The following is an 18,762-nucleotide window of genomic DNA, read 5'->3' as shown; positions in this document are numbered from 1 at the left end:
TGGAGCGGCGGCGCCCACCCGGCTTGGACTGACCCGTGCCGTGGGCCGGGATCCGACCCGTCGGCCGCCGCACCGCCCCGGGCGCGGGCGCGGGCGGGTTCGGGTGCCTGCGTGTGGCTGTGGCGGGCCCGTGGCTCCGGAACGAGGAACGGCCGCCAGCGTCGCTGTGGGGCCCGGCCGCCGGTCACGCCGGGGCCCGGAGATTCGGCTCGCCGGGGTCGAGGCCGCGCCGACCAGGGATTCCCGGAAACTTCCCCCGTGGTTGTCGGGAAGCATTTGTCGGCGGTCTCCGGCCGGCGGCGGGCGGCCTGTGAACGGGCTTCGCGCGCCCATCGGGCCGGACACCCGGAAAGCGGGTCCGGTGATTCTCGCCACCGCGATGATCGGCACCCCGTTACCGGGCCCAGAGTCCTTCATACTGATACCTGCCAGGCAGTCTGGCGTCGGTGGTTCACCGGTCAGCCTGGTCGGCCCTCGGGTGGGGCGGAGCCGGCCGCGCATTTCCACGGGATGCGCGGCCGCGTTCGCCGATGAATTCCCCCCGCCTGGCCGGCTCGCAACCCCCGTATCGGTGGAAAACCCGCCAGGGGACCTTCGTCGTCCCGCGAACCGCCGGGCGGCCCGGTAACCACGGTGCTGGAGGACACACATTTCCGGTTGCAGTCGCGGTACCTGCCGGAACCGANGGAAATGAGCGCGTCGAGCCGCGGCCAGCGGGAGACAGGAGGGGACATGGCCNACGTCGAGGATCAGATCGAGCTGCTCGCCCACATCGTCGAGGAAAGCGCCGAGCTCCTGCCGCCGCAGGCCCCGCTGGGATACTTCTCCCACCACAACCCGCTGCACGCGCTCGAAAGGCTGCCGTTCGCCCACGCCGTCGAGCACGCCAACTCGATGCTGGGGACGGAGGCGTTCCAGACCGAGGAGGCCTTCGCCGGCCACCGGTCGTCCGGCCGGATCCTCGCCGGGGATCTCGCGGCGGTGGTGGCGGAGCACGGCGGGCGGCCGGGAGCCCCGCCCGCCCGCGGCGAGGTGGAGATCATCCCGGGCGGTCCGAGCTGGAACGACTTCCAGCTCGCCCGGCTCGGCCTTTGGGTGGACGTCCCCAGCGCGACCGGCGTGCCGTGGCGGCTCACGGACGGCGGGGAACTGCACGACTTCCATCCGCTGGTCTCCCCGGCCCGGCGGGAGGAGCTGATCAGGCAGGCCCGCCGGCGTTTCCCGGCCCAGCGGGCCTGTTCCCGGCGGGGCCGCCGCGCCCAGCAGGCCGCGCTCCGGGCCGCTCTGCTGGGTGAAATGTGGGACGACCTGCTGCGCTGCGCGCCGCCCGCGGCGGACCCGGCCGTCCCGCTGCGCCGCCGTGACCAGCTCCTCGACCGCTACGGGGTGGACGTCGACGAGGCTGTCCATCCACTGCTGATCAGGCTGTGCGCGGCCTTCCTCGACCAGGGCATGGCCGCCTGGGACCTGCCACACCGCGAGGAAGGGCTGCTCACGGCCTTCCGGCACCTGTTCGGAACGCTGGGCGCACCCCGCGGCCCGCAGTGGTCCGGGCTCGGCGCCCAGCTGCGCCGGCAGCTCCGCCGGAACTGGTCGGCGGAACGCACCGTGGCCTGGGCGTTGTGGGCACTGCGGATTCCGGTGCCCGCCTGGGCGGACGCGATCCGCGCGACGCTGGTCTCGCTGCGTGGCTGGGCCGGAATGATCCGCCAGTTCGAGTGCCATCCCGACCGGGCACCGTCCCAGCCGTCGCCGGCCCGGCTGATGGACTACCTGGCGGTCCAGCTCACCCTGGAGGCGGTTGCCGTCCGCAACATTCTCGGCCAGGTCGCCGGTCCCACCGCCGGGCCGGAGGATCTCGGCCCGCTCGGCCGCGACGATCCCGCGCGGCCCGCTGTGCCCGCGGTCGATGTGGAGCTCGTCTACGAGGCGTTCGTCCTCGCGCAGATCATGGATGTCGAGACGGAGGTCCTCGGCCAGCCACGGTGGGCGGGAGCCTGGCTTGGGGCCGTCGGTGGTCTCGACGCCCGGCGGCGGCGCTGGCTGCTGCATCTCGCCTACGAGCGGCGCTACCGCACTGAGCTGCTCGACGCGCTCGCCGCGCACGACAGCCGATTCCCCGGCGGAGCGCTCCCGGCGGCGGGCCAGCCGCACCCCGGAGGAGGTGTCGACCGAGCGATCGACCCCGTGCCCGACTGGCCGCAGCCGCAGCGAGGCGGCTTCCAGGCGGTGTTCTGCATGGACGAACGGGAGGAGTCGCTGCGGCGGCACCTGGAGGAGACCGACTCGAGGATCCGCACCTACGGGACCGCGGGATATTTCGGTGTCGCCATGGCCTATCAGGGGCTCGACGACATCCGCCCGCGTGCCCTGTGCCCGGTGTCCGTGACCCCGCGCAACCTGGTCGTCGAGCACGCCGTTGACCCCGACGAGCTGCTCGACTACCAGCGGACGCGGCGGCGTGACGCCCACCGCCACCACGTCCTCTCGGTCACCCGCGGCCGCTGGGGGCGCCCGGCGGGCCACAACGCGGTGGCCGGCCTGGCAAGGCTGGTTCCGATGGCGGTCGGCGCGGTCGCGCCACGGGCCACCGCCCAGGGAGCGCTGCAGTTCGGTCGCAGCCGTCGCTCCGCCGCCTTCCCGCGGACGAGGCTGGCGATCGAGGCGATCGAGGCGATCGAGGCGATCGAGGCGATCGAGGCGGCCGGAGTGGCCGGAGTGGGTGGGTCCGGGCTGGTTCCCGGGGTGGGTGCCGCGCCGCTGCGACCCGGATTCACCGTCGAGGAGATGGTGGAGATCGTCGACGGGCTGCTGACGACGATCGGGATGACCGAGCCGGCGGGGCCCGTCTTCGTGATCGGGCACGGTTCGTCCAGTGTCAACAACCCGCACGCGGCGGCCTACGACTGCACCGCGACCGGTGGTGGGCGCAGCGGACCGAACGCCCGGGCCTTCGCGGCCATGGCGAACCATCCGCGGGTGCGGGCCGAACTGGCGCGGCGCGGACGTCCGATCGGCGCCGACACGTGGTTCGTCGGCGGCCACCACGACACCTGCGAGGGTTCCCTGACCTGCTATGACACCGACCTCGCGCCCGCGCATCTGCGCCCGGAGCTGACCCGCGCGATCGAGGCGCTGCGGGTCGCCGTCCAGCTCGACGCGCATGAGCGCTGCCGGCGGTTCGAAACGGTGGACGCCGACGTCGCGGCGGACACGGCGCACGCCCATGTGCGCGGGCGCTCCAGCGACATCGCGCAGTCACGCCCCGAGTACGGGCACAGCACGAACGCCGCCTGCGTGATCGGCCGACGCGCACGGACCCGCGGGCTGTACCTCGACCGCCGGTCCTTCCTCGTCTCCTACGACCCCACCACCGATGCCGACGGCTCGGTGCTCACCGGGCTGCTGCTGTCCGCCGTCCCGGTCGGCGCGGGCATCAGCCTGGAGTACTACTTCAGCCGGGTCGACCCCATCGGCTTCGGCGCCGGCTCGAAGCTGCCGCACAACATCAGTGGCCTGGTGGGGGTGATGGACGGGTACGCCTCCGACCTGCGTACCGGCATGCCGTGGCAGTCGGTGGAGATCCACGAGCCGATGCGGCTGCTGGTGGTCGTGGAATGCGAACCCGACCGGCTGGCGGGGCTGGTGCGGGATCACCCGACGCTGCGCGAGCTGGTCGACGGCGGCTGGATCCAGCTCGCCGCCTGGGATCCCGACTCGCCGCGGACCTGGCTCTACCAGGCCGGCCGGTTCGTGCCGCACGAACCGGAGCGCCGGCGCCTGCCCGTGGTCGCCCGTTCCGAGCACTACTACGCCGGGCAACGTGATCATCTAGCGCCGGTGCACGTGCTCGCCGCGTGCGAGCCCGCTGCCGGCGGAAGTCGCGCGCCGACCGCCTGGATCAGGCTGCCGGGGCAGCGGCCGGGGCCGCGCCCTCTCGGGCAGGACGGGCCGTGACGGGCGCGGCCGGAGGCATCCTGCCCGCCGCGCTGGCGCTCGCCGTCGTCGCGCCGGCCGGGGCCGTCGCAGTCCTGGCACCGCTGATGTGGTTCGGTCGGGCCCGGTCCGAACGGCTGACCACAGCTGTCGTGGCCACCTCGTTCACGGTCGTGACCCTCGCCTGCCTGGTGCTTGCCGGTGGGCTGGCACTCAGCGACCGCGCGCTGGTCGAGGCCGAGGGGGGTCCCTGGTTCGGCGCGGGCGAGCACACGTTCACCTGGCATCTGTGCGCGGACGGCCTTTCCGCCCCGGTCGCGCTGGTCGCGGCCGTCCTCATCGGCCTGACCGGCGCGGTGTCCGCCCGCTACCTGCACCGGGAACCGGGATTCGTCCGGTTCCACCTGCTCCTGCTGCTGTTCGGCGGCGGTGTGGAACTGACGGTCCTGGCCGGTGACCCGCCGGCGCTGTACTTCGGCTGGGAGCTGGTCGGACTCACCTCAACCCTGCTCATCGCCTTCTTCGCCGAACGGCGGGCACCGGTCCGTCACGGCCTGCGGGCCTTCCTGACTTACCGGGTCTGCGACGTCGGGCTGCTCGTGGCCGTGGTCTGGCTCGGGCACCTGGCCGGAACTTCGACCGGCCAGCACCCGCACGCCCACGGCTGGGAGGAGATCCTGGGCGCGCCGGACGTCCTCGCTCACGCGACGGTCCTGGGCCTGCTGCTGCTGACGGCCGCGCTGGGAAAGTCCGCGCTGGTGCCGGTAGGCGGGTGGCTTCCGCGGGCGATGGAGGGGCCGACGCCGTCCAGTGCGGTCTTCTACGGGGCGGTGTCGATCCATCTGGGTCCGTACCTGCTGCTGCGGGCGGAGCCGCTGTTCGACCGGGCGCCGGTCGCCCGGCTCGCGCTGGTGGGCGTCGGGGCGCTGACGGCGCTGCACGCCACCGTGGTCAGCCGGGCCCGCAGCGACGTCAAGAGCGCACTGGCCTATGGGTCGATGACCCAGGTGGGACTGATCGTCACCGAGATCGGGCTGGGACTGCACACCCTCGCCCTGGCGCACATCATCGTCCACGCGACGCTGCGCTGTGCCCAGATTCTTCGCTCACCCAGCGCACTGCGCGACAGCCAGCGCCTGGAGCAGGCACAGAGTGGTGCCCCCACATCCGCTTCCCGGCCGGGACGGATCACACCCGCGCGGTGGAAGCCCCGGCTCTACCGGTACGCGTTCGAGAGGGGAGACGCAGACGTGGTGCTTCGCCAGGTAGGAGGAGCGGCGGCGCGCGCGCTGCTGGCGATCGACCGCTGGCAGCGGCAGGCCACGGACCTTGTCGGCGGGAGAACCGACCCAGCCACCGGGACCGCCGGCACCGCGGCGTCCGGCGAGGCGCCGGCCACAAGCGCGACGACCGCCACGACGGCGGGCCAGCGGGCCGGTGGGCCCCCGGAGCCCGTCCACGGGGACTGGTGGCCGTGGGCAACCATGGACACGCTGCCGACCTCGGTGCCGAGTGGGACACCGATGTCGAGCGAGGCATCGATGTCGAGCGAGGCATCGGCGTCGAGCGAGGCATCGGCGTCGAGCGAGGCATCGGCGTCGAGCGAGGCATCGGCGCCGGTCCGGCCGGCGGCGCCGAAAGCCGGCGACCCCCGGGCGCTCGACGGTTCCGGGCCCTACGGCGCGGACACGTACGTCCCCGACGAACCCGTCCGGATGTCGCTGTCGCGGCAGATTCCCGGCCAGGCCGGTCCGGCGGCGGTTTCCCGCCCGGGGGAGCCGCTGGCCGTCCCGGAGGCGACCCGGCCCTCCATCCCGCCCCGACTCCCGGTGCCGCGTCCCGCGGAGGACACCGCCGGCGGCGATCTCCCCACGCTGGGATCTTCGGCGGCCGATCGGACGCCTTCGCAACCCGACCCGGAGCCCGCGGTGACTGACCGGAGGCCCTCGGCCACCACCGCGAAGCCCGCGGGAAACAGTGCGGTGCGGCCATCCGGAAGCGAGCCGCGGCCGTCGACAGGCGGTGGTCTGCGGGGCAGTCGCCCGGCCGGGCCCGGGAGCGCGGCCCCGGGCGGGCTGACGCCACGCGGCGGGTCGTCCGCGGGCGGTAGCCGCCCGGCGTGCTGCCCGGAGGACCAGCCCCGGTTCCCCGCTGACGTTCGTCCCGTCCGCCCCCGCGCGGGCGGACCCTGGTGACCATGGCGGTGGTCCCACTCCTGGCCGGGGCGGTTCTGCTCGCCGGCTGGGCGGCGGTGCGGCGGGCCCCCGACCCGCGCGTCGGCCGGTCCACCGCGACCCGGTACGCCGCCGCGGCGACCGTCGGCGTCGCCACCGCGATGGTCGCCGAACGGCTGGCACCCGGACGGGCCGACGCGGGTGTCGCCCTGTTCGCGCCCGGCGCCGGGCGGTGGATGCCCTTCGTCACCTGCCTCGCCGGCGTCGCGGCCACCGCTCTGGCCCCGGTGACGCCCGCGCCGACGGCAGGCCCGGCAGGCCCGGCAGGCCCGGCAGGGAGCGTGCCGGGCCTGGCCCCGGTGACGTCGACCCCGATGGCGGCCGACCCGCGGGGCACCTTCGCCCGGATCCTGCTGGTGCTGGCCTGCGGGACGGCGGCGACCTCGTTCGGGGGCCCCGGCGCGGCGCTCGCCTCGTGGGCGCTCGCGGCGTTCGTCGTGTGGCGTGAGCTGCTCGATCAGGCCGACCGGTCGCTGGCGCGGGTCTTCGGCCGGCATCACCTGCTGGGCGTCGGCGCGTGTGCCCTCGGCCTGCTCCTGCCCGGCGGCGCCGGGGTGACCGCCGGGTTGCTGGTCGCCCTCGGAGTCGGTGTCCGCCAGTGTCTGCTGCCGTTGCATCTGTGGCATGAGCCGCTCGCCCGCGGTGCTCCGCCCGGGATCCTCGTCGCGTTCGCCGCCGGCCCGGCGGGCCTGCTGCTGCTGCCGGAGATGACCAGGACGCTGCCCGGGCGCGGTTGGGAGAACCTGCTCGTCGCCGCGGCCGCGGCGACAGCGATGCTGGGAGCCGGTCTGGGGCTCGTCGCCCGCGACGTCCGCACGGCGCTCGCCCGCGTCGGTCTGGCCCTGAGCGGGATCGTGAGCTGTGGCCTGCTCGCCGGCTCCGCGCTGGCGGCGGCGGGGGCGGTGCTGGCCTGGCAGGTCGGCGCGGTCGCGACCGCCGGCATGACGATGATCGCCGCGGCGACCGAAGCCCGCCGTGGACGGATGGAGCTCGCCGGCCAGGGCGGCTGCTTCGCCCGCACCCCGCGGCTGGCGGTCGCGTTCCTGCTGTTCGGGCTGACGGCCGTCGGCTATCCCGCGACCGTCGGCTTCGTCTGGGAGGATCTGCTCCTCGACGGGGTGGGCAGTTGGTTCCTGCCGCTGGGTGGCGCCCTCGCGCTGGCAGTCGCCGGTTCCGGCGCCACCGTCGTGAAGTGGTACTTCGCGGGCTACACCGGGCGCCGTGACCACGTCGGTGAACATGATCTGACGACCCGTGAGTTCCGCGCGGCCACCGGTCTGCTCGCGGCGCTGGTGCTCGCCCAGTTCCACCCGGCCTTCCTGCTTGCCCGCCCCTGAGCAGGGGAGCTGGTTCGGGCTGGAGTGGCCGGGAACAGCAGTGATGTGAAGCGGAAGAGCGAGGCCCGGCCGGCTGGGCAGCGCTGATGGATGGCGTGGACCGGCCGAGGTGAGCGCCGACGCGCCGCCGGCCGCTGCTCGGTCGGGAGTCAGCCGCCGGCATCCGAGCCGGTGGGCGGCGCGGGTGGCGCCGATGGTCCTGCTGGCCGTCGTCATCCTGTTGCAGATGGTCAGCGAGCACTGGACCATCCTGGAGCTGACCGTGCTGGCGCCGCTGCTCGCGGCGACGGTCGCCGGCCCCGTCGTCACGGTCGTCTACGTGGTCCTGGCCCTCGCCACCAGCGTCGTGATCGGCATCCACGACAACCTGTTCACCAGCGAGGAGGGTGGGCTGGCCGCGCAGTCGGTGCGTCTGGTCGGAATCACGATCGGCGGGGNGATGGCCGTGCTCGTCAGCCGCTACAACACCCGGCGCGAGACAAAGCTGCAGAACGTGACCAGGGTGGCGGAGGCGGCGCAGCGGGCCGTCCTGCCGCGGGCGCCGACCGTCGCGGGCGATCTGCGCCTGGGTGTCCGGTACGAGAGCGCCAGCGCCGAGGCGATGGTGGGCGGCGATCTGTACGAGGTCGTCAACAGCCCGTGGGGCACCCGCCTGATCGTCGGCGACGTCCGGGGGAAGGGCCTGGACGCGGTGCGGATCGCGAGCCGTGTCCTGGGCTGCTTCCGGCTGGTCGCCAAACACCGGGCCGATCTCGCCGTCGTGCTGACCGACCTGGACGAGGAGGTCGCCGACGTCAGCGGCACGGACGACTTCGTCACCGCCGTCGTGCTGCAGATCCGGGACGGGCGGCTGGACCTGGTGAACGCCGGGCACCCCGACCCCTACCTGGTCCGGGGCACGACCGTGATCGAGCTCGCCCCGCTCGGCCGGCGGGCGCCGCTCGGGCTACTGGCCGGGGACATCCCCGTCACCTCGTTCGACCTGGAAGCCGGCGACCGGATGCTGCTCTACACGGACGGGATCGCCGAGGCGCGGAACGCGGCGACCCGCGAGTTCTTCCCCCTGCCGGCAGTGGTGGGGGAGGTCCTCAGCCAGCGCCGTTCGCTCGACGCCTGCCTGGACGACCTGGTGCGGCGGGTGCGGACCTGGACGGGCTCCGGCCTCACCGACGACGTCGCCCTGCTCGCGGTGGAGCTGGCCGCCCGGCAGCGGGCAGCGCCACCGGGCTACCAGGAGCGGGCCTTGCCGTCGCAGTTGTAGACGTGGACCTTGCCGTCCCCGTCGTCATCGACGTAGTCGATCCGCATCGCGTTCTCGCGGATCCAGCCGTAGGTCTCGGTTCCGTCCAGCCGCGCCCACCACCACACGTCGTCCGACTTCGTCACGACGCTGCACCACAGCCAGAACTTCCGGCCGCGGACGAAGGTCGCGACGCTGTCGCAGCTGTCCGCCGGGCCTTCGCGGAGCTGGGCGACCCCGGTGAGAACGCCGGCGCCGTCGCTGTTCGCCCGGGTGACCGGCCTGGCCGGGCAGCCCAGCCCCTGTACCGGCGGCGAGGTGGCCCGGGCGAGGCCGGTGGGGCTCGTGGTCACTCCCGCACCCGGCCTGGCACCGGCGGCACCCGTCGGCCCGGTGGACGTCGCCGGGCTCGCCGACGGCGACGTCACGGGGCCGGCTTCCGCCGCCGCTCCGCCGGCGCGCGACGGCGTGACCACCAGAGCCACCGGCTCGCCGCCCAGCGGCTTCGACAGCAGCCAGAAGCACACCGCGCCGGCGATGGCGAGCACGGCCAGCAGGACGGTCATGAACCGGCGCCGGCGCCGCCGCCTGCTCTGCCGCGGCGGGCCGTCCCCGCCGAGGCCGTCATCCCCACCGAGGCCGCCGGCGGCGGCGCCGTTGACGCCGTCGGCGGAGTTGGCGTCGGCGGAGTTGGCGTCGGCGGAGTTGGCGTCGGCGGAGTTGGCGTCGGCCTCGGAGCTGCTGGGGCCGGCGCCGACGGGCCCGGTGAGACCGGGACCGTCGGAACCGTCAGCGGTCGGGCGGGCGCGCCCCGGTGACGCGGCGGGTGGCGGCCCGAGGGCGGCAGCGCTCGCGGGTCCACCGCCTTCCGGGCTGCCCGGGCTGCCCGGGGCCCCAGCGGCGCCGGTGGCCCCATCGAGTTCGGTCACCTCGTGGATTCCGGCGGTTCCGCCGGGTCCCGCGGTTCCGCGGCTCCCACTGCTTCTGCCGCCTCCGGTTCCACTTCCGGTTCCACCGCTCCCGGATGAACCGGGCGCGCGGGCGGTTCCGTGGAACCCGGCGCCTTCCGCGGTCTCCTCGGCCCCGACACCACCTCCAGCCCGCGCGGCCTCCAGCGCACGCGGCACCCGGGGCGCGCACAGCGCCCGGGGAACGCGGGCGGCACCGAGAGCCCGGGGCGTGCCAGCCGCGGCGAGCGCCCGGGGCGAGTGCCGGACATCCGACACGAACGGGACCGGTGAGGAGGACGGGATGCGCGGGACGTGCGGGACCGGTGCCGAGGACGGATGCGGTCCCGGGATCGCGTCGGTCGGCGCCGGCTCGCTGGGGAACGGCGTGCCCAGGGCATCCATCGCGTCCGGTGCCCCGGTCGGCGCGGACTGGAACGTCGACGGCGGAACCGGCTGCAGGGTGGTCGTCGGCGACGGCACGGTGGAGATCCGGTAGCGGGTGACCTCCGCGGCCACCGTCGGGGGCAGCCACCCACCGCCGGTCTGGAGGTAGAGGTCGTCGGTGATCGCGGACCGGCACAGCTCGATGACCTGAGTGGACGTCGGTCGTTCCGCCGGGTCCTTGGCCAGGCACCGGGAGAGGACTTCACGCACGTTGTCCGGGCAGTGTTCCCAGTCGGGCTGTTGGTGCTCGATGCGGTGGAACACCGCCGCGTCGGAACCGAACGGCGGCCGCCCGGTCAGCGCGTAATAGGCGGTCGAGCCGAGTGCGAACACGTCCCCCGCGGCGTCGATCTGCTTTCCGCGAACCTGTTCCGGAGACATGAATGCGGGTGTTCCTATGCGCACACCCGTTTGGGTCATCGCGGCGGTTGACGTTTCGATGGCGCGGGCCACACCGAAATCAATGACCCGGGGCCCGTCGTCGGCGAGGATGACGTTGCCGGGTTTCAGATCGCGGTGGATCACACCGGAGCGGTGGATCGACTGCAGCGCCTCGGCAACCCCCGCGATCAACATGAGCACGGTCGCCGACGGCAGTGCGCCCTGCCGCACGACGGCGACCGCGAGCGAGGGTGCGGCGACGTAGGCGGTGGCGATCCACGGGCGCAGGGCCTCGGCATCCGCGTCGATGACCGGGACGGTGTAGGGCCCCTGCACCCGGCGCGCGATCGCGACCTCCTTCGCGAACCGGCTGCGGAAGTCGGGATCGGCCGCGAGTTCCGGGCGGGCGACTTTGAGCGCGATCGGACGTCCGCCGGGGGTGTAGGACAGGTAGACGGCGCCCATGCCGCCCTCACCTATCCGCGCCCGCAGCAGATAGCTGCTCACACTGTGCGGATCATGCGGCGTCAGCGGAGTAAACACCGCATCGCGCACGGGCTCGATCCGACTGGCGGGCGCTGCCGGCTCGCCTGGACCTACCCCGACCGCGCTTGGCGGTGTGTTGTTCATCGTCCCNCTCCCGGGGCCGCGCCCAAATCAAACGGCACGTCGTCGAGAACGCGCAGGCCTGTCGTCGAGAACGACCAGGCCTGTCGTCGAACGATGACCTTGCCATCAGAAATGGGTTTAAGGCAGTCATCCGCATCTTATGGGCGGGAAGCGGCCCGACTGCCTGTTCGTGCGGGTGGCGTAGCTCCGCTTCCGGGCGCGCCGGTGCCCGCGCCGCCGTCACCGGGCGGCCGCCCGCCGCCTGGTCCCAAAGTCCGCCCGGGGCCGCGACCTGCGTCGAACGGCGGTGTCGGGCAGCGGACAGCCAGCACCCATCCCGGCGACCGGTCGATCGCCGGGACAGCGGCCCGGAATGCTCCCGCGAATCGCCCGGATGGGTGGGCCGGGGGATCGAACGACCGCCCGGTACCTGTCCCACGGCCCTGGCNGGCGCGGCCCGCGCTACCGCTCGGACGCGGCGGGGCTTCCGTACGGGCGGGTCCGGCGAGCGTCCCGAAGCACTGATCCCCACCAGAGGAGCTCGTCCAGCAGTGCCTTCGCCGCGGCCTCCGCCTCCCGCGGCTCGGTCAGCGCGCCCGTGGAGTCGAAGAGCTCGTAGTACCGGGGAAACGAGACGTGGTCGCGCACGGTGTGTGCCTCCAGCTCACCGAGCACCTGCCGCAGGTGCTCGATCGCGAGCAGGCCGCCGCTCGCTCCGCTGTATCCGACGAAGCCGATGGCCTTGGCCTGCCACTCCCGGTAGTGCCAGTCGATCGCGGCCTTGATCGACGCGGGGTAGCTGCGGTTGTAGTCCGGCGTCACGATGACGTAGGCATCCGCCGCGCCGAGGCGGCGGCTGAGATCGTTCATGGTGTCGGGGCGGGCGAGATCCGGTTCCAGCGCGGGCGGCGTCGCCGGCAACGCGAGCGGAAGCGGGGTGTCGGCGAGGTCGATCAGGTCGATGTCGAAACTGCCGTGTCGTGCCGCCTGCTCGACGAACCATCGCGCGACGACGGGGCCGAACCGGCCCTCCCGCACGCTTCCGATGATCACGGTGAGGCTGAGGTTCTCGTCGGGCATCAACCCGCTCCTTCCAGGACGAGGGTGGATCAGGGGCCACCGACGGTGCCAGCGGGTGCGGGGGCCAGGGAGACCGAGCCGAGACTGGTAGTGCCAGGGCCACGATCAGCCCGCGGTCGACCGGTTACGGTCGAGCCGTGGACGGCAACGAACTGGGCGCGTTCCTGCGGACCCGCCGGGAGGCGGTGTCCCCGACCGAGGTGGGGCTGCCGGTCGGCGCGCGTCGCCGCACTCCCGGGTTGCGCCGCTCGGAGGTGGCCACGCTCGCCGGGGTCAGCGTCGAGTACGTGACCCGGCTCGAACAGGGCCGGGACCGGCACCCGTCGCCGGCGGTGCTGTCGACCCTCGCGGGCGTCCTGCGCCTCACCCCGCGGGAACGCGTCCACCTGTATCGGCTCAGCAAGGGCGCCACGCCCGGATTCACCTGCCAGGGTGGCGCGGCGCCGGCCGCGGTGGTCCGCCCCGCCCTGCGGGCGCTGTTGGAGAGTCTGGAACCCGCCGCCGCGGTGATGCTGAACCGGATGAGCGACCTCCTGACCTGGACGCCCGCGTTCGAGCGCCTGGTCCGTCCGATCGGCCTGCTGGACGACTCGCGGACCGGCGCCGTGCCGAACCTGGCCCGCTTCGTCTTCACCGACGGGCGGGCGCGATCTGCCTGGCCCGACTGGAACCGCGTCGCGGACGACGTCGTGGCGACGCTCAAGCAGGGCCCGTTCCGGGCGGACAGGTACCTGGCCGCGCTCGCCGACGAACTCACCCTCACGGCCGGCCCGGCGTTTTCCGCCCGCCTCGCCTCGGTGCCCGGCCTGCCCGCGGCGAACGGCGTCACCCGTCTGGCCCATCCCTCGGCGGGAGAGCTGCGCCTCGCCTTCGAGACGCTCGAACTCCCCGCCGACGACGATCTGCGCGTCGTCGTGCACCTGCCGGCGGACGCGGCCACAGCCACCGCGCTGGACGGCCTTCGGGAGGGGCGGCGCGGGTCGCTCAGGGCGATTTCGGGCACGGATCGGCGAAAGGTCCGTCCGGCCTGATCGAAGTGATCGTGATCGGGCGCGTGATGATGCCCGGCGGCCGGCAGGCCCATCTGTGGGTGACTGGAATGGCGCTGGCACCATGCGTGGTTGAAGTCTCCGCGCCGCGCCACGGGCCGGCGTCCGAAACGATCGTAGGGTGGAACCTATGGCAGCGCACTTTGATCTCGTTGTCCTTGGTGGCGGCCCTGGCGGCTACGTCGCAGCGATCCGTGCGGCCCAGCTCGGGATGTCGGTCGCCGTCGTCGAGGAGAAGTACTGGGGCGGCGTGTGTCTCAACGTCGGCTGCATCCCCTCGAAGGCGCTGCTGCGCAACGCCGAGCTCGCCCACCTCTTCGCGCACGAGGCCAAGACCTTCGGGATCTCGGGGGAGGTGAGCTTCGACTTCGGCGCGGCCTTCGACCGCAGCCGTCAGGTGGCGGACGGCCGGGTCAAGGGCGTGCACTTCCTGATGAAGAAGAACAAGATCACCGAGTACACCGGTCGCGGTACTTTCCGTGACCCGAACACTCTCGAGGTGGCGCTCGCGGCCGGCGGCAGCGACCAGGTGACCTTCGACAGCGTGATCATCGCGACCGGCTCCCGGGTGCGCCTGCTGCCGGGAGTCCNGCTGTCCGACAACGTCGTCACCTACGAGACGCAGATCCTCACCCGGGATCTGCCGCGCTCGATGGCGATCGTCGGGGCTGGGGCGATCGGTATGGAGTTCGCCTACGTCCTGCGCAACTACGGGGTCGACGTCACGATCATCGAGTTCCTCGACCGGCCGCTGCCCAACGAGGACGCGGACGTCTCCAAGGAGATCCTCCGCCAGTACAAGAAGCTCGGCGTGCCGATCCTGACGTCCACCAAGGTCGAGGCGGTGACGGACAACGGTTCGGCGGTGACGGTCGAGTACACCGGCAAGGACGGCGCCCGCGGCTCGATCGAGGTCGACAAGGTCCTCATGTCCATCGGCTTCGCCCCGAACGTCGAGGGCTTCGGCCTGGAGAACACCGGTGTGGCGCTCACCGACCGCGGGGCGATCGCGATCGACGACCACATGCGCACCAACGTCGAGCACATCTACGCGATCGGCGACGTGACGGCCAAGCTGATGCTGGCGCATGTGGCCGAGGCCCAGGGCGTGGTCGCCGCGGAGTCCATCGCGGGCGCCGAGACGAAGACGCTCGGCGACTACCGGATGATGCCCCGGGCCACCTTCTGCCAGCCCCAGGTCGCCAGCTTCGGTCTGACCGAGGCGCAGGCGCGGGCGGAGGGCCACGAGATCAAGGTCGCGAAGTTCCCGTTCACCGCGAACGGGAAGGCGCACGGGCTCGGTGACGCCAGCGGATTCGTCAAGCTCATCTCCGACACCAAGTACGGGGAACTGCTCGGCGGGCACCTGATCGGCCCGGATGTCTCCGAGCTGCTGCCCGAGCTGACGCTCGCCCAGAAATGGGACCTCACCGCCTTCGAGCTCGCGCGCAACGTCCACACCCACCCGACGCTGAGCGAGGCCCTGCAGGAGGCGATCCACGGGCTCGCCGGCCACATGATCAACCTCTGATCGGCGGCCGGCCGCGGACGGGCGTCGCCCGAGCCGGGCGGCGCGCGTCCCGCCCGGCGGGGCGGGCTCAGCCGTTGTGCGGGCTCAGCCGTTGTGCGGGCTCAGCCGTCCGCCGTGGGGCTCCCGGCCACCGCGCCCGCGCCCTGCAGCCGGGCGCGGGACATCGTGTGGAGCACGAGCTCCCGCAGCACCTGGGCGGTCGAGGCCGAATCCCGCGCGTCGCAGGTCACGAGGGGAACCTCCGGCCGCAGCCCGAGGGCCTCGCGGACGTCCGCGACGTCGTGCCACAGCTTTCCGCCGAACCGGTTGATCGCGACGATGTACGGCACGGCGGAGTCGTGCTCGAAGTAGTTCAGCGCGGTGAACGACTGCTCGAGGCGCCGGCTGTCGACGAGCACGATGGCGCCCAGCGCGCCGCGGGAGAGGTCGTCCCACAGGAACCAGAAGCGCGGCTGCCCCGGGGTGCCGAACAAGTAGAGGATCAGATCCGGATACAGCGTGATGCGGCCGAAGTCCATGGCCACGGTGGTGGTGTGCTTCGCCTCGCTCATCGAGAGCCGGTCGATGTGCTCGCCGGCCTCGGTCAGCCACGCCTCGGTGTTCAGCGGCGGGACCTCGGAGACGGATCGGACCAGGGTGGTCTTCCCGACCCCGAACCCCCCGGCGATCACGATCTTGGCCGAGATCGCCGGCACCGCTTCGTCGTCCGCCGCGACCGGCGGCAGCGCGCCGCTCACCGGGCTGGCCGGTGCCGTGTCACCTGCCGGGATCGGTGGCACCCGGCCGGCGGCCGGGCCCGGCGCGGCGGGGGTGTCCGCGCCGGCAGCCGTCGAGCGGCTAGGCCGGGAGCTCTCGCAGCCCACTGAGAATCCTCTCCAGCACCGAGTGATCGTGATCCTGGCTGTCGCCGTGAACGGTCGGATGGACCAGAACCGCGCCCTGAGCGGCGAGATCGCTGATCAGGATGCGGACGACACCGAGCGGGATCGACAGCAGCGCCGACAGCTCCGCGACGGAAAGCTGCCCGCGGGCACGCTCGTAGAGCGCCCGGGACTCGGGCATGAGGTTCTCGCTCAGCGCCGGGTCATAGCGCGGAACCGAGACCATCGTCTCCACCTGCAGGTGGTGTTGGGCTCGGGTGCGGCCGCCGGTAAGCGCGTACGGACGAATCCGCCTGCTGCGGGAACCCTGCCGCTCCGATCCGCTCTGTGCGGCGTCGTCAGACATGGTCGTCACGTCTCACCTCCTGGTTCGTCACCCGGTGTGGTTCGAGGGGCCCCGCATGTCCCGCCGCCGCGTCAGATTGTTCCGCCGCGTCAGATTGTTCTAGGACAGGCTCGGGAGTTGGCGCCCGACCAGTACGCGGCGCAGGTCCGCCCGCCGGTCGGGAGTGAGGGCGTGACCCGCGTGCAACACGAACTGGGTCATCTCGTAGGCGACGACCTGCATGTCACAGTCGGGCCCGGTGAGCACCGCGAGTCCAGCGCCGTCGTCAATGCCCATGAACAGGAAATATCCGCCGGTGAGGCGGACGATGATCTGCTCGCAGGTTCCCTTGGAGAACAGCTGGGCGCTGTTGCGCGCGAGGCTGATCATGGCACTGGCGATCGCGGCGAGCTGGTCGCGTTCCGCCGACGAGACACCGTCGGACGCCGTGAGTGACAGCCCGTCGGCGGAGAGGATCAGGGCGTGGGTGACGCCATGGACCTTGCCCACGAAGTCATTGATCAGCCAGCGGAAGTCGAATTCCGCCTGCCGATGGATCTGATCCGTCACTGATTTCCTAGTCTCCTCGCTGGTCCTTGTGGGCCGTCTTCTCGCCTTGGGCGAAGGCTTCGAGATCCGCGAGCAGCCGAGCGTGGTCGGCGACCCTGCGTTCGAGCGGGGTCGGCAGGGCCGGGGCCTCGCTGTGGTCCGACTCCTCCGCTGCGGGGGCGGCCGATCCACTGGTCTCGGCTGTCTCGGCTGTCTCGGCTGTCTCGGCTGTCTCAGTGGTGTCGGCGGTGCTGGCGGTGCCTTCGGTGCTGGCCTCGGCCGGGTTGTCGCCGGTCGTGCCAGGGGTCTCGGGGGTGGGCGCGGCGGCATCCGGCGTGGTGCCGGGAACATCACCTACCGGGCCTCGCAGACTGCGGGAAACCCGGCGGGGGAGGCCGGTCGCGGTGGTCCCGCTGATCAGGGCCTCAGCCGGTGGCGGCCCGGTGAACAGGGCGGCGCCGCGCGCGGCTTCCGGGTCAGGCGCGGCCACCGGACCGGGACCGCCGGCCTGGACGCCGGTGGCCGGGACGCCGCCGGCCTGGCCGTTCGATGTGGCCGGCGAAGTACCCGCGGCTGTGGCCGAGGGCTTCTCCAGGCCCGCGAACAGCGCCGACGCAGGGCGCCCAGCGCTGCTGTGCGCGTGGTCGGCGGGGCCCGGCCGCCGCAACGCGGATATCCGGAACGCCCCGTTGTGCGTGGCGGGCGGGGCTGGAACGGGCGGCCCGGCCGCACCCGCCGCGCCGTCACTCTCCGTGGCGGAGCGCACGGTCTGGGCCCCCGACCAGTTGCCTTCGGGCAGCTCGCAGATGAGGCCGGAGGGAATCAACACCGACGCGGTTGTCCCGTGCGGTTGCCGGGAGTCCAGCCAGACCCGTAACCCGTGACGTATCGCGAGCCGGTGGACCACCGCCAGGCCCATGTGGCGCACCGCGTCATCGTCCAGGACGGGAGTGGCGGTCAGCCGCTCGTTGAACTGCGCGAGGCGCTCCGGCGGAAGGCCGATGCCCTCGTCCTCAACCCGCATCAGCGCGTTGCCCGTCTCGGTGAGGTGCACGCCGACGCGGACCGGCGCGGTCGGGGGTGACGACCTGGTCGCGTTGTCCAGCAGTTCGGCCAGCACCCGCCCGAGGTCCTCGGCGGCGAAGCCGATCACACCGAGTGAGACGACCTTGCCGATCACGACCCGGGAGTAGTGGTCGATGGAGGACATGGCCGCGCGCACGACGTCGACCAGGGCGGTGCTCTCGGAGGTTTCCTCACTGGCGTCGTGGCCGGCGAGAACCCGCAGGTTCTCGGCGTNGCGGCGGAGCCGCGCGGCCAGGTGGTCGAGGCGGTACAGCTCGGCGAGGCGGTCGGCGTCCTCCTCCTTCGCCTCCATCTCCTCAAGCTGGGAGAGCAGCAGGTCGACGAGGTTCAGGTCACGCAGCGCGATATCGGCGCAGATCGCGGCGAGGGCTTCCGCGGTGGTGGTGTGCCGGTCGGGGGATCCCTTGGCAGCTGAGGCACCGGTGCCGCGGCCGGAGGAGCGGGGGGCGCGGGTCCGCGGGCCGGCGGTCGCGGACGGCGGCGTGCTGGCGGTTACCGGCCCGGCGGCGGATGTCGGCGGGCGCGGCGGCGCGGCGGGAATGCCGGGCCGCGTCCGGGCTTTGGCCGGGGACGGCTGGACCTCGACTCCGACCGCCGGTTCCTCACGCGGCGTGGTCGGAGCGGCTTCGCTCCGCGTGTCCTGCGGGTGGAGCGCGCTGTCGCGGGAGGCTCCGAGGAGCGCGCGCGATCGGTTGAGCAGATCTCGTGCCCGCGTGGTCATCGCGTCCCACATGCTCTCGTCGGGTATGGGACCAGTTCCGACGCCGGCAGTCCCGTTGGAGAGCTATGGAACCAGACGCACTGGTTTGTGTTCAACTGTGACTTTCGCGATCATCTGTCCGATGTGTTGGCGGCGTTAGGTCGTTTCCCGTTTGATTGGTCGGGATGACCATGAACAACCGCGGGTTTGGATCCAATCGTGCTGCGGCGGGTCTTGCTGTGTCGATTGTGATCACCCAACAAGACTGCGACAAATTCCAGGGCGAACTCTGTACAACTCGCCAAATATCCTGTAAATGAGCGTTTCGTGGTGTTCGGGTTGGTGGGGCGCGCAAGTACCCACCTGCCCGCTTCGGCGCCCGCCCAACCACCGCCGCGCATCCGGGCCTCTGTCGGCCGGGCCGCGCGGC

The 18,762-nt window shown here is 72.8% G+C and carries 12 protein-coding genes and 2 pseudogenes; 7 read left to right on the top strand and 7 right to left on the bottom strand.

Annotated features, from left to right (window positions below; all coding sequences use genetic code 11):
• Positions 1-753: 753 nt before the first annotated feature.
• From UG55_RS18500 to UG55_RS18485, 4 genes are all read left to right on the top strand, one after another.
• Complete coding sequence (locus UG55_RS18500; RefSeq protein ID WP_313954622.1) at positions 754-3,957, top strand: DUF2309 domain-containing protein; 3,204 nt, start codon at positions 754-756, stop codon at positions 3,955-3,957.
• Positions 3,954-6,131: a proton-conducting transporter membrane subunit gene (locus tag UG55_RS18495; protein WP_066070741.1), complete on the top strand. Its 2,178-nt coding sequence runs from the start codon at positions 3,954-3,956 to the stop codon at positions 6,129-6,131. Before UG55_RS18500 ends, UG55_RS18495 begins: the two co-directional genes overlap by 4 nt.
• Before the next feature lie 2 nt (positions 6,132-6,133).
• The gene (locus UG55_RS18490; protein WP_242424725.1) at positions 6,134-7,507 is read left to right on the top strand and encodes a proton-conducting transporter membrane subunit; all 1,374 of its coding nucleotides are present in this window, start codon (positions 6,134-6,136) and stop codon (positions 7,505-7,507) included.
• 439 nt (positions 7,508-7,946) lie between these two features.
• Positions 7,947-8,768 carry a PP2C family protein-serine/threonine phosphatase gene (locus tag UG55_RS18485; protein WP_242424724.1) on the top strand — a complete coding sequence of 274 codons (822 nt, stop codon included), beginning with the start codon at positions 7,947-7,949 and terminating at the stop codon, positions 8,766-8,768.
• Here the strand turns inward: UG55_RS18485 and UG55_RS18480 are convergent.
• Together UG55_RS18480 and UG55_RS18475 are read right to left on the bottom strand one after the other, a co-directional pair.
• Complete coding sequence (locus tag UG55_RS18480; RefSeq protein WP_066070666.1) at positions 8,735-11,152, bottom strand: serine/threonine-protein kinase; 2,418 nt, start codon at positions 11,150-11,152, stop codon at positions 8,735-8,737. The two genes, UG55_RS18485 and UG55_RS18480, sit on opposite strands and share 34 nt — an antisense overlap.
• Before the next feature lie 441 nt (positions 11,153-11,593).
• The gene (locus tag UG55_RS18475; RefSeq protein WP_066070663.1) at positions 11,594-12,211 is read right to left on the bottom strand and encodes an NADPH-dependent FMN reductase; all 618 of its coding nucleotides are present in this window, start codon (positions 12,209-12,211) and stop codon (positions 11,594-11,596) included.
• 137 nt (positions 12,212-12,348) lie between these two features.
• Between UG55_RS18475 and UG55_RS18470 the strand changes: the two genes are divergently transcribed.
• The 3 genes and pseudogenes from UG55_RS18470 to UG55_RS18465 form a co-directional block, all read left to right on the top strand.
• The gene (locus tag UG55_RS18470; protein WP_066070661.1) at positions 12,349-13,242 is read left to right on the top strand and encodes a helix-turn-helix domain-containing protein; all 894 of its coding nucleotides are present in this window, start codon (positions 12,349-12,351) and stop codon (positions 13,240-13,242) included.
• A 148-nt stretch (positions 13,243-13,390) separates the two neighbouring features.
• Positions 13,391-13,850 (top strand): annotated as a pseudogene (locus UG55_RS38655) (FAD-dependent oxidoreductase); the annotation flags it as partial.
• A gap of 1 nt (position 13,851) precedes the next feature.
• The coding region (locus tag UG55_RS18465) for an NAD(P)/FAD-dependent oxidoreductase (protein WP_242424723.1) at positions 13,852-14,791 on the top strand (940 nt) is incomplete at its 5' end.
• A gap of 101 nt (positions 14,792-14,892) precedes the next feature.
• On the opposite strand, the gene UG55_RS18460 is transcribed toward UG55_RS18465, so the two are convergent.
• The 5 genes and pseudogenes from UG55_RS18460 to UG55_RS38650 form a co-directional block, all read right to left on the bottom strand.
• Positions 14,893-15,528 (bottom strand): ATP/GTP-binding protein, encoded by a 636-nt coding sequence (locus tag UG55_RS18460; RefSeq protein ID WP_242424722.1) that lies wholly within the window; start codon positions 15,526-15,528, stop codon positions 14,893-14,895.
• Positions 15,529-15,628: 100 nt separating this feature from the next.
• The gene (locus UG55_RS18455) at positions 15,629-16,018 is read right to left on the bottom strand and encodes a DUF742 domain-containing protein (protein ID WP_066070732.1); all 390 of its coding nucleotides are present in this window, start codon (positions 16,016-16,018) and stop codon (positions 15,629-15,631) included.
• A gap of 99 nt (positions 16,019-16,117) precedes the next feature.
• On the bottom strand, positions 16,118-16,567 hold the full coding sequence (locus UG55_RS18450) for a roadblock/LC7 domain-containing protein (RefSeq protein ID WP_066070655.1): 450 nt from the start codon (positions 16,565-16,567) through the stop codon (positions 16,118-16,120).
• Positions 16,568-16,574: 7 nt separating this feature from the next.
• Positions 16,575-17,756 carry a sensor histidine kinase KdpD gene (locus UG55_RS18445; RefSeq protein WP_242424736.1) on the bottom strand — a complete coding sequence of 394 codons (1,182 nt, stop codon included), beginning with the start codon at positions 17,754-17,756 and terminating at the stop codon, positions 16,575-16,577.
• A 90-nt stretch (positions 17,757-17,846) separates the two neighbouring features.
• A pseudogene (locus UG55_RS38650) lies at positions 17,847-18,353 on the bottom strand (hypothetical protein); the annotation flags it as partial.
• Positions 18,354-18,762 lie beyond the last annotated feature (409 nt).

The organism is Frankia sp. EI5c, assembly GCF_001636565.1.
GTDB lineage: Bacteria > Actinomycetota > Actinomycetes > Frankiales > Frankiaceae > Parafrankia.
The sequence above is the reverse complement of the archived record's forward strand: the minus strand, read 5'-3'. Positions and strand labels throughout refer to the sequence as shown.

What these genes read in the sequence shown, in the direction of transcription:
- UG55_RS18490 (WP_242424725.1), top strand. Translation starts at nt 6,134, where the DNA reads ATGGCGGTGGTCCCACTCCTGGCCGGGGCGGTTCTGCTCGCCGGCTGG.
- UG55_RS18485 (WP_242424724.1), top strand. Translation starts at nt 7,947, where the DNA reads ATGGCCGTGCTCGTCAGCCGCTACAACACCCGGCGCGAGACAAAGCTG.
- UG55_RS18480 (WP_066070666.1), bottom strand. Translation starts at nt 11,152, where the DNA reads ATGAACAACACACCGCCAAGCGCGGTCGGGGTAGGTCCAGGCGAGCCG.
- UG55_RS18475 (WP_066070663.1), bottom strand. Translation starts at nt 12,211, where the DNA reads ATGCCCGACGAGAACCTCAGCCTCACCGTGATCATCGGAAGCGTGCGG.
- UG55_RS18455 (WP_066070732.1), bottom strand. Translation starts at nt 16,018, where the DNA reads ATGTCTGACGACGCCGCACAGAGCGGATCGGAGCGGCAGGGTTCCCGC.
- UG55_RS18445 (WP_242424736.1), bottom strand. Translation starts at nt 17,756, where the DNA reads ATGTCCTCCATCGACCACTACTCCCGGGTCGTGATCGGCAAGGTCGTC.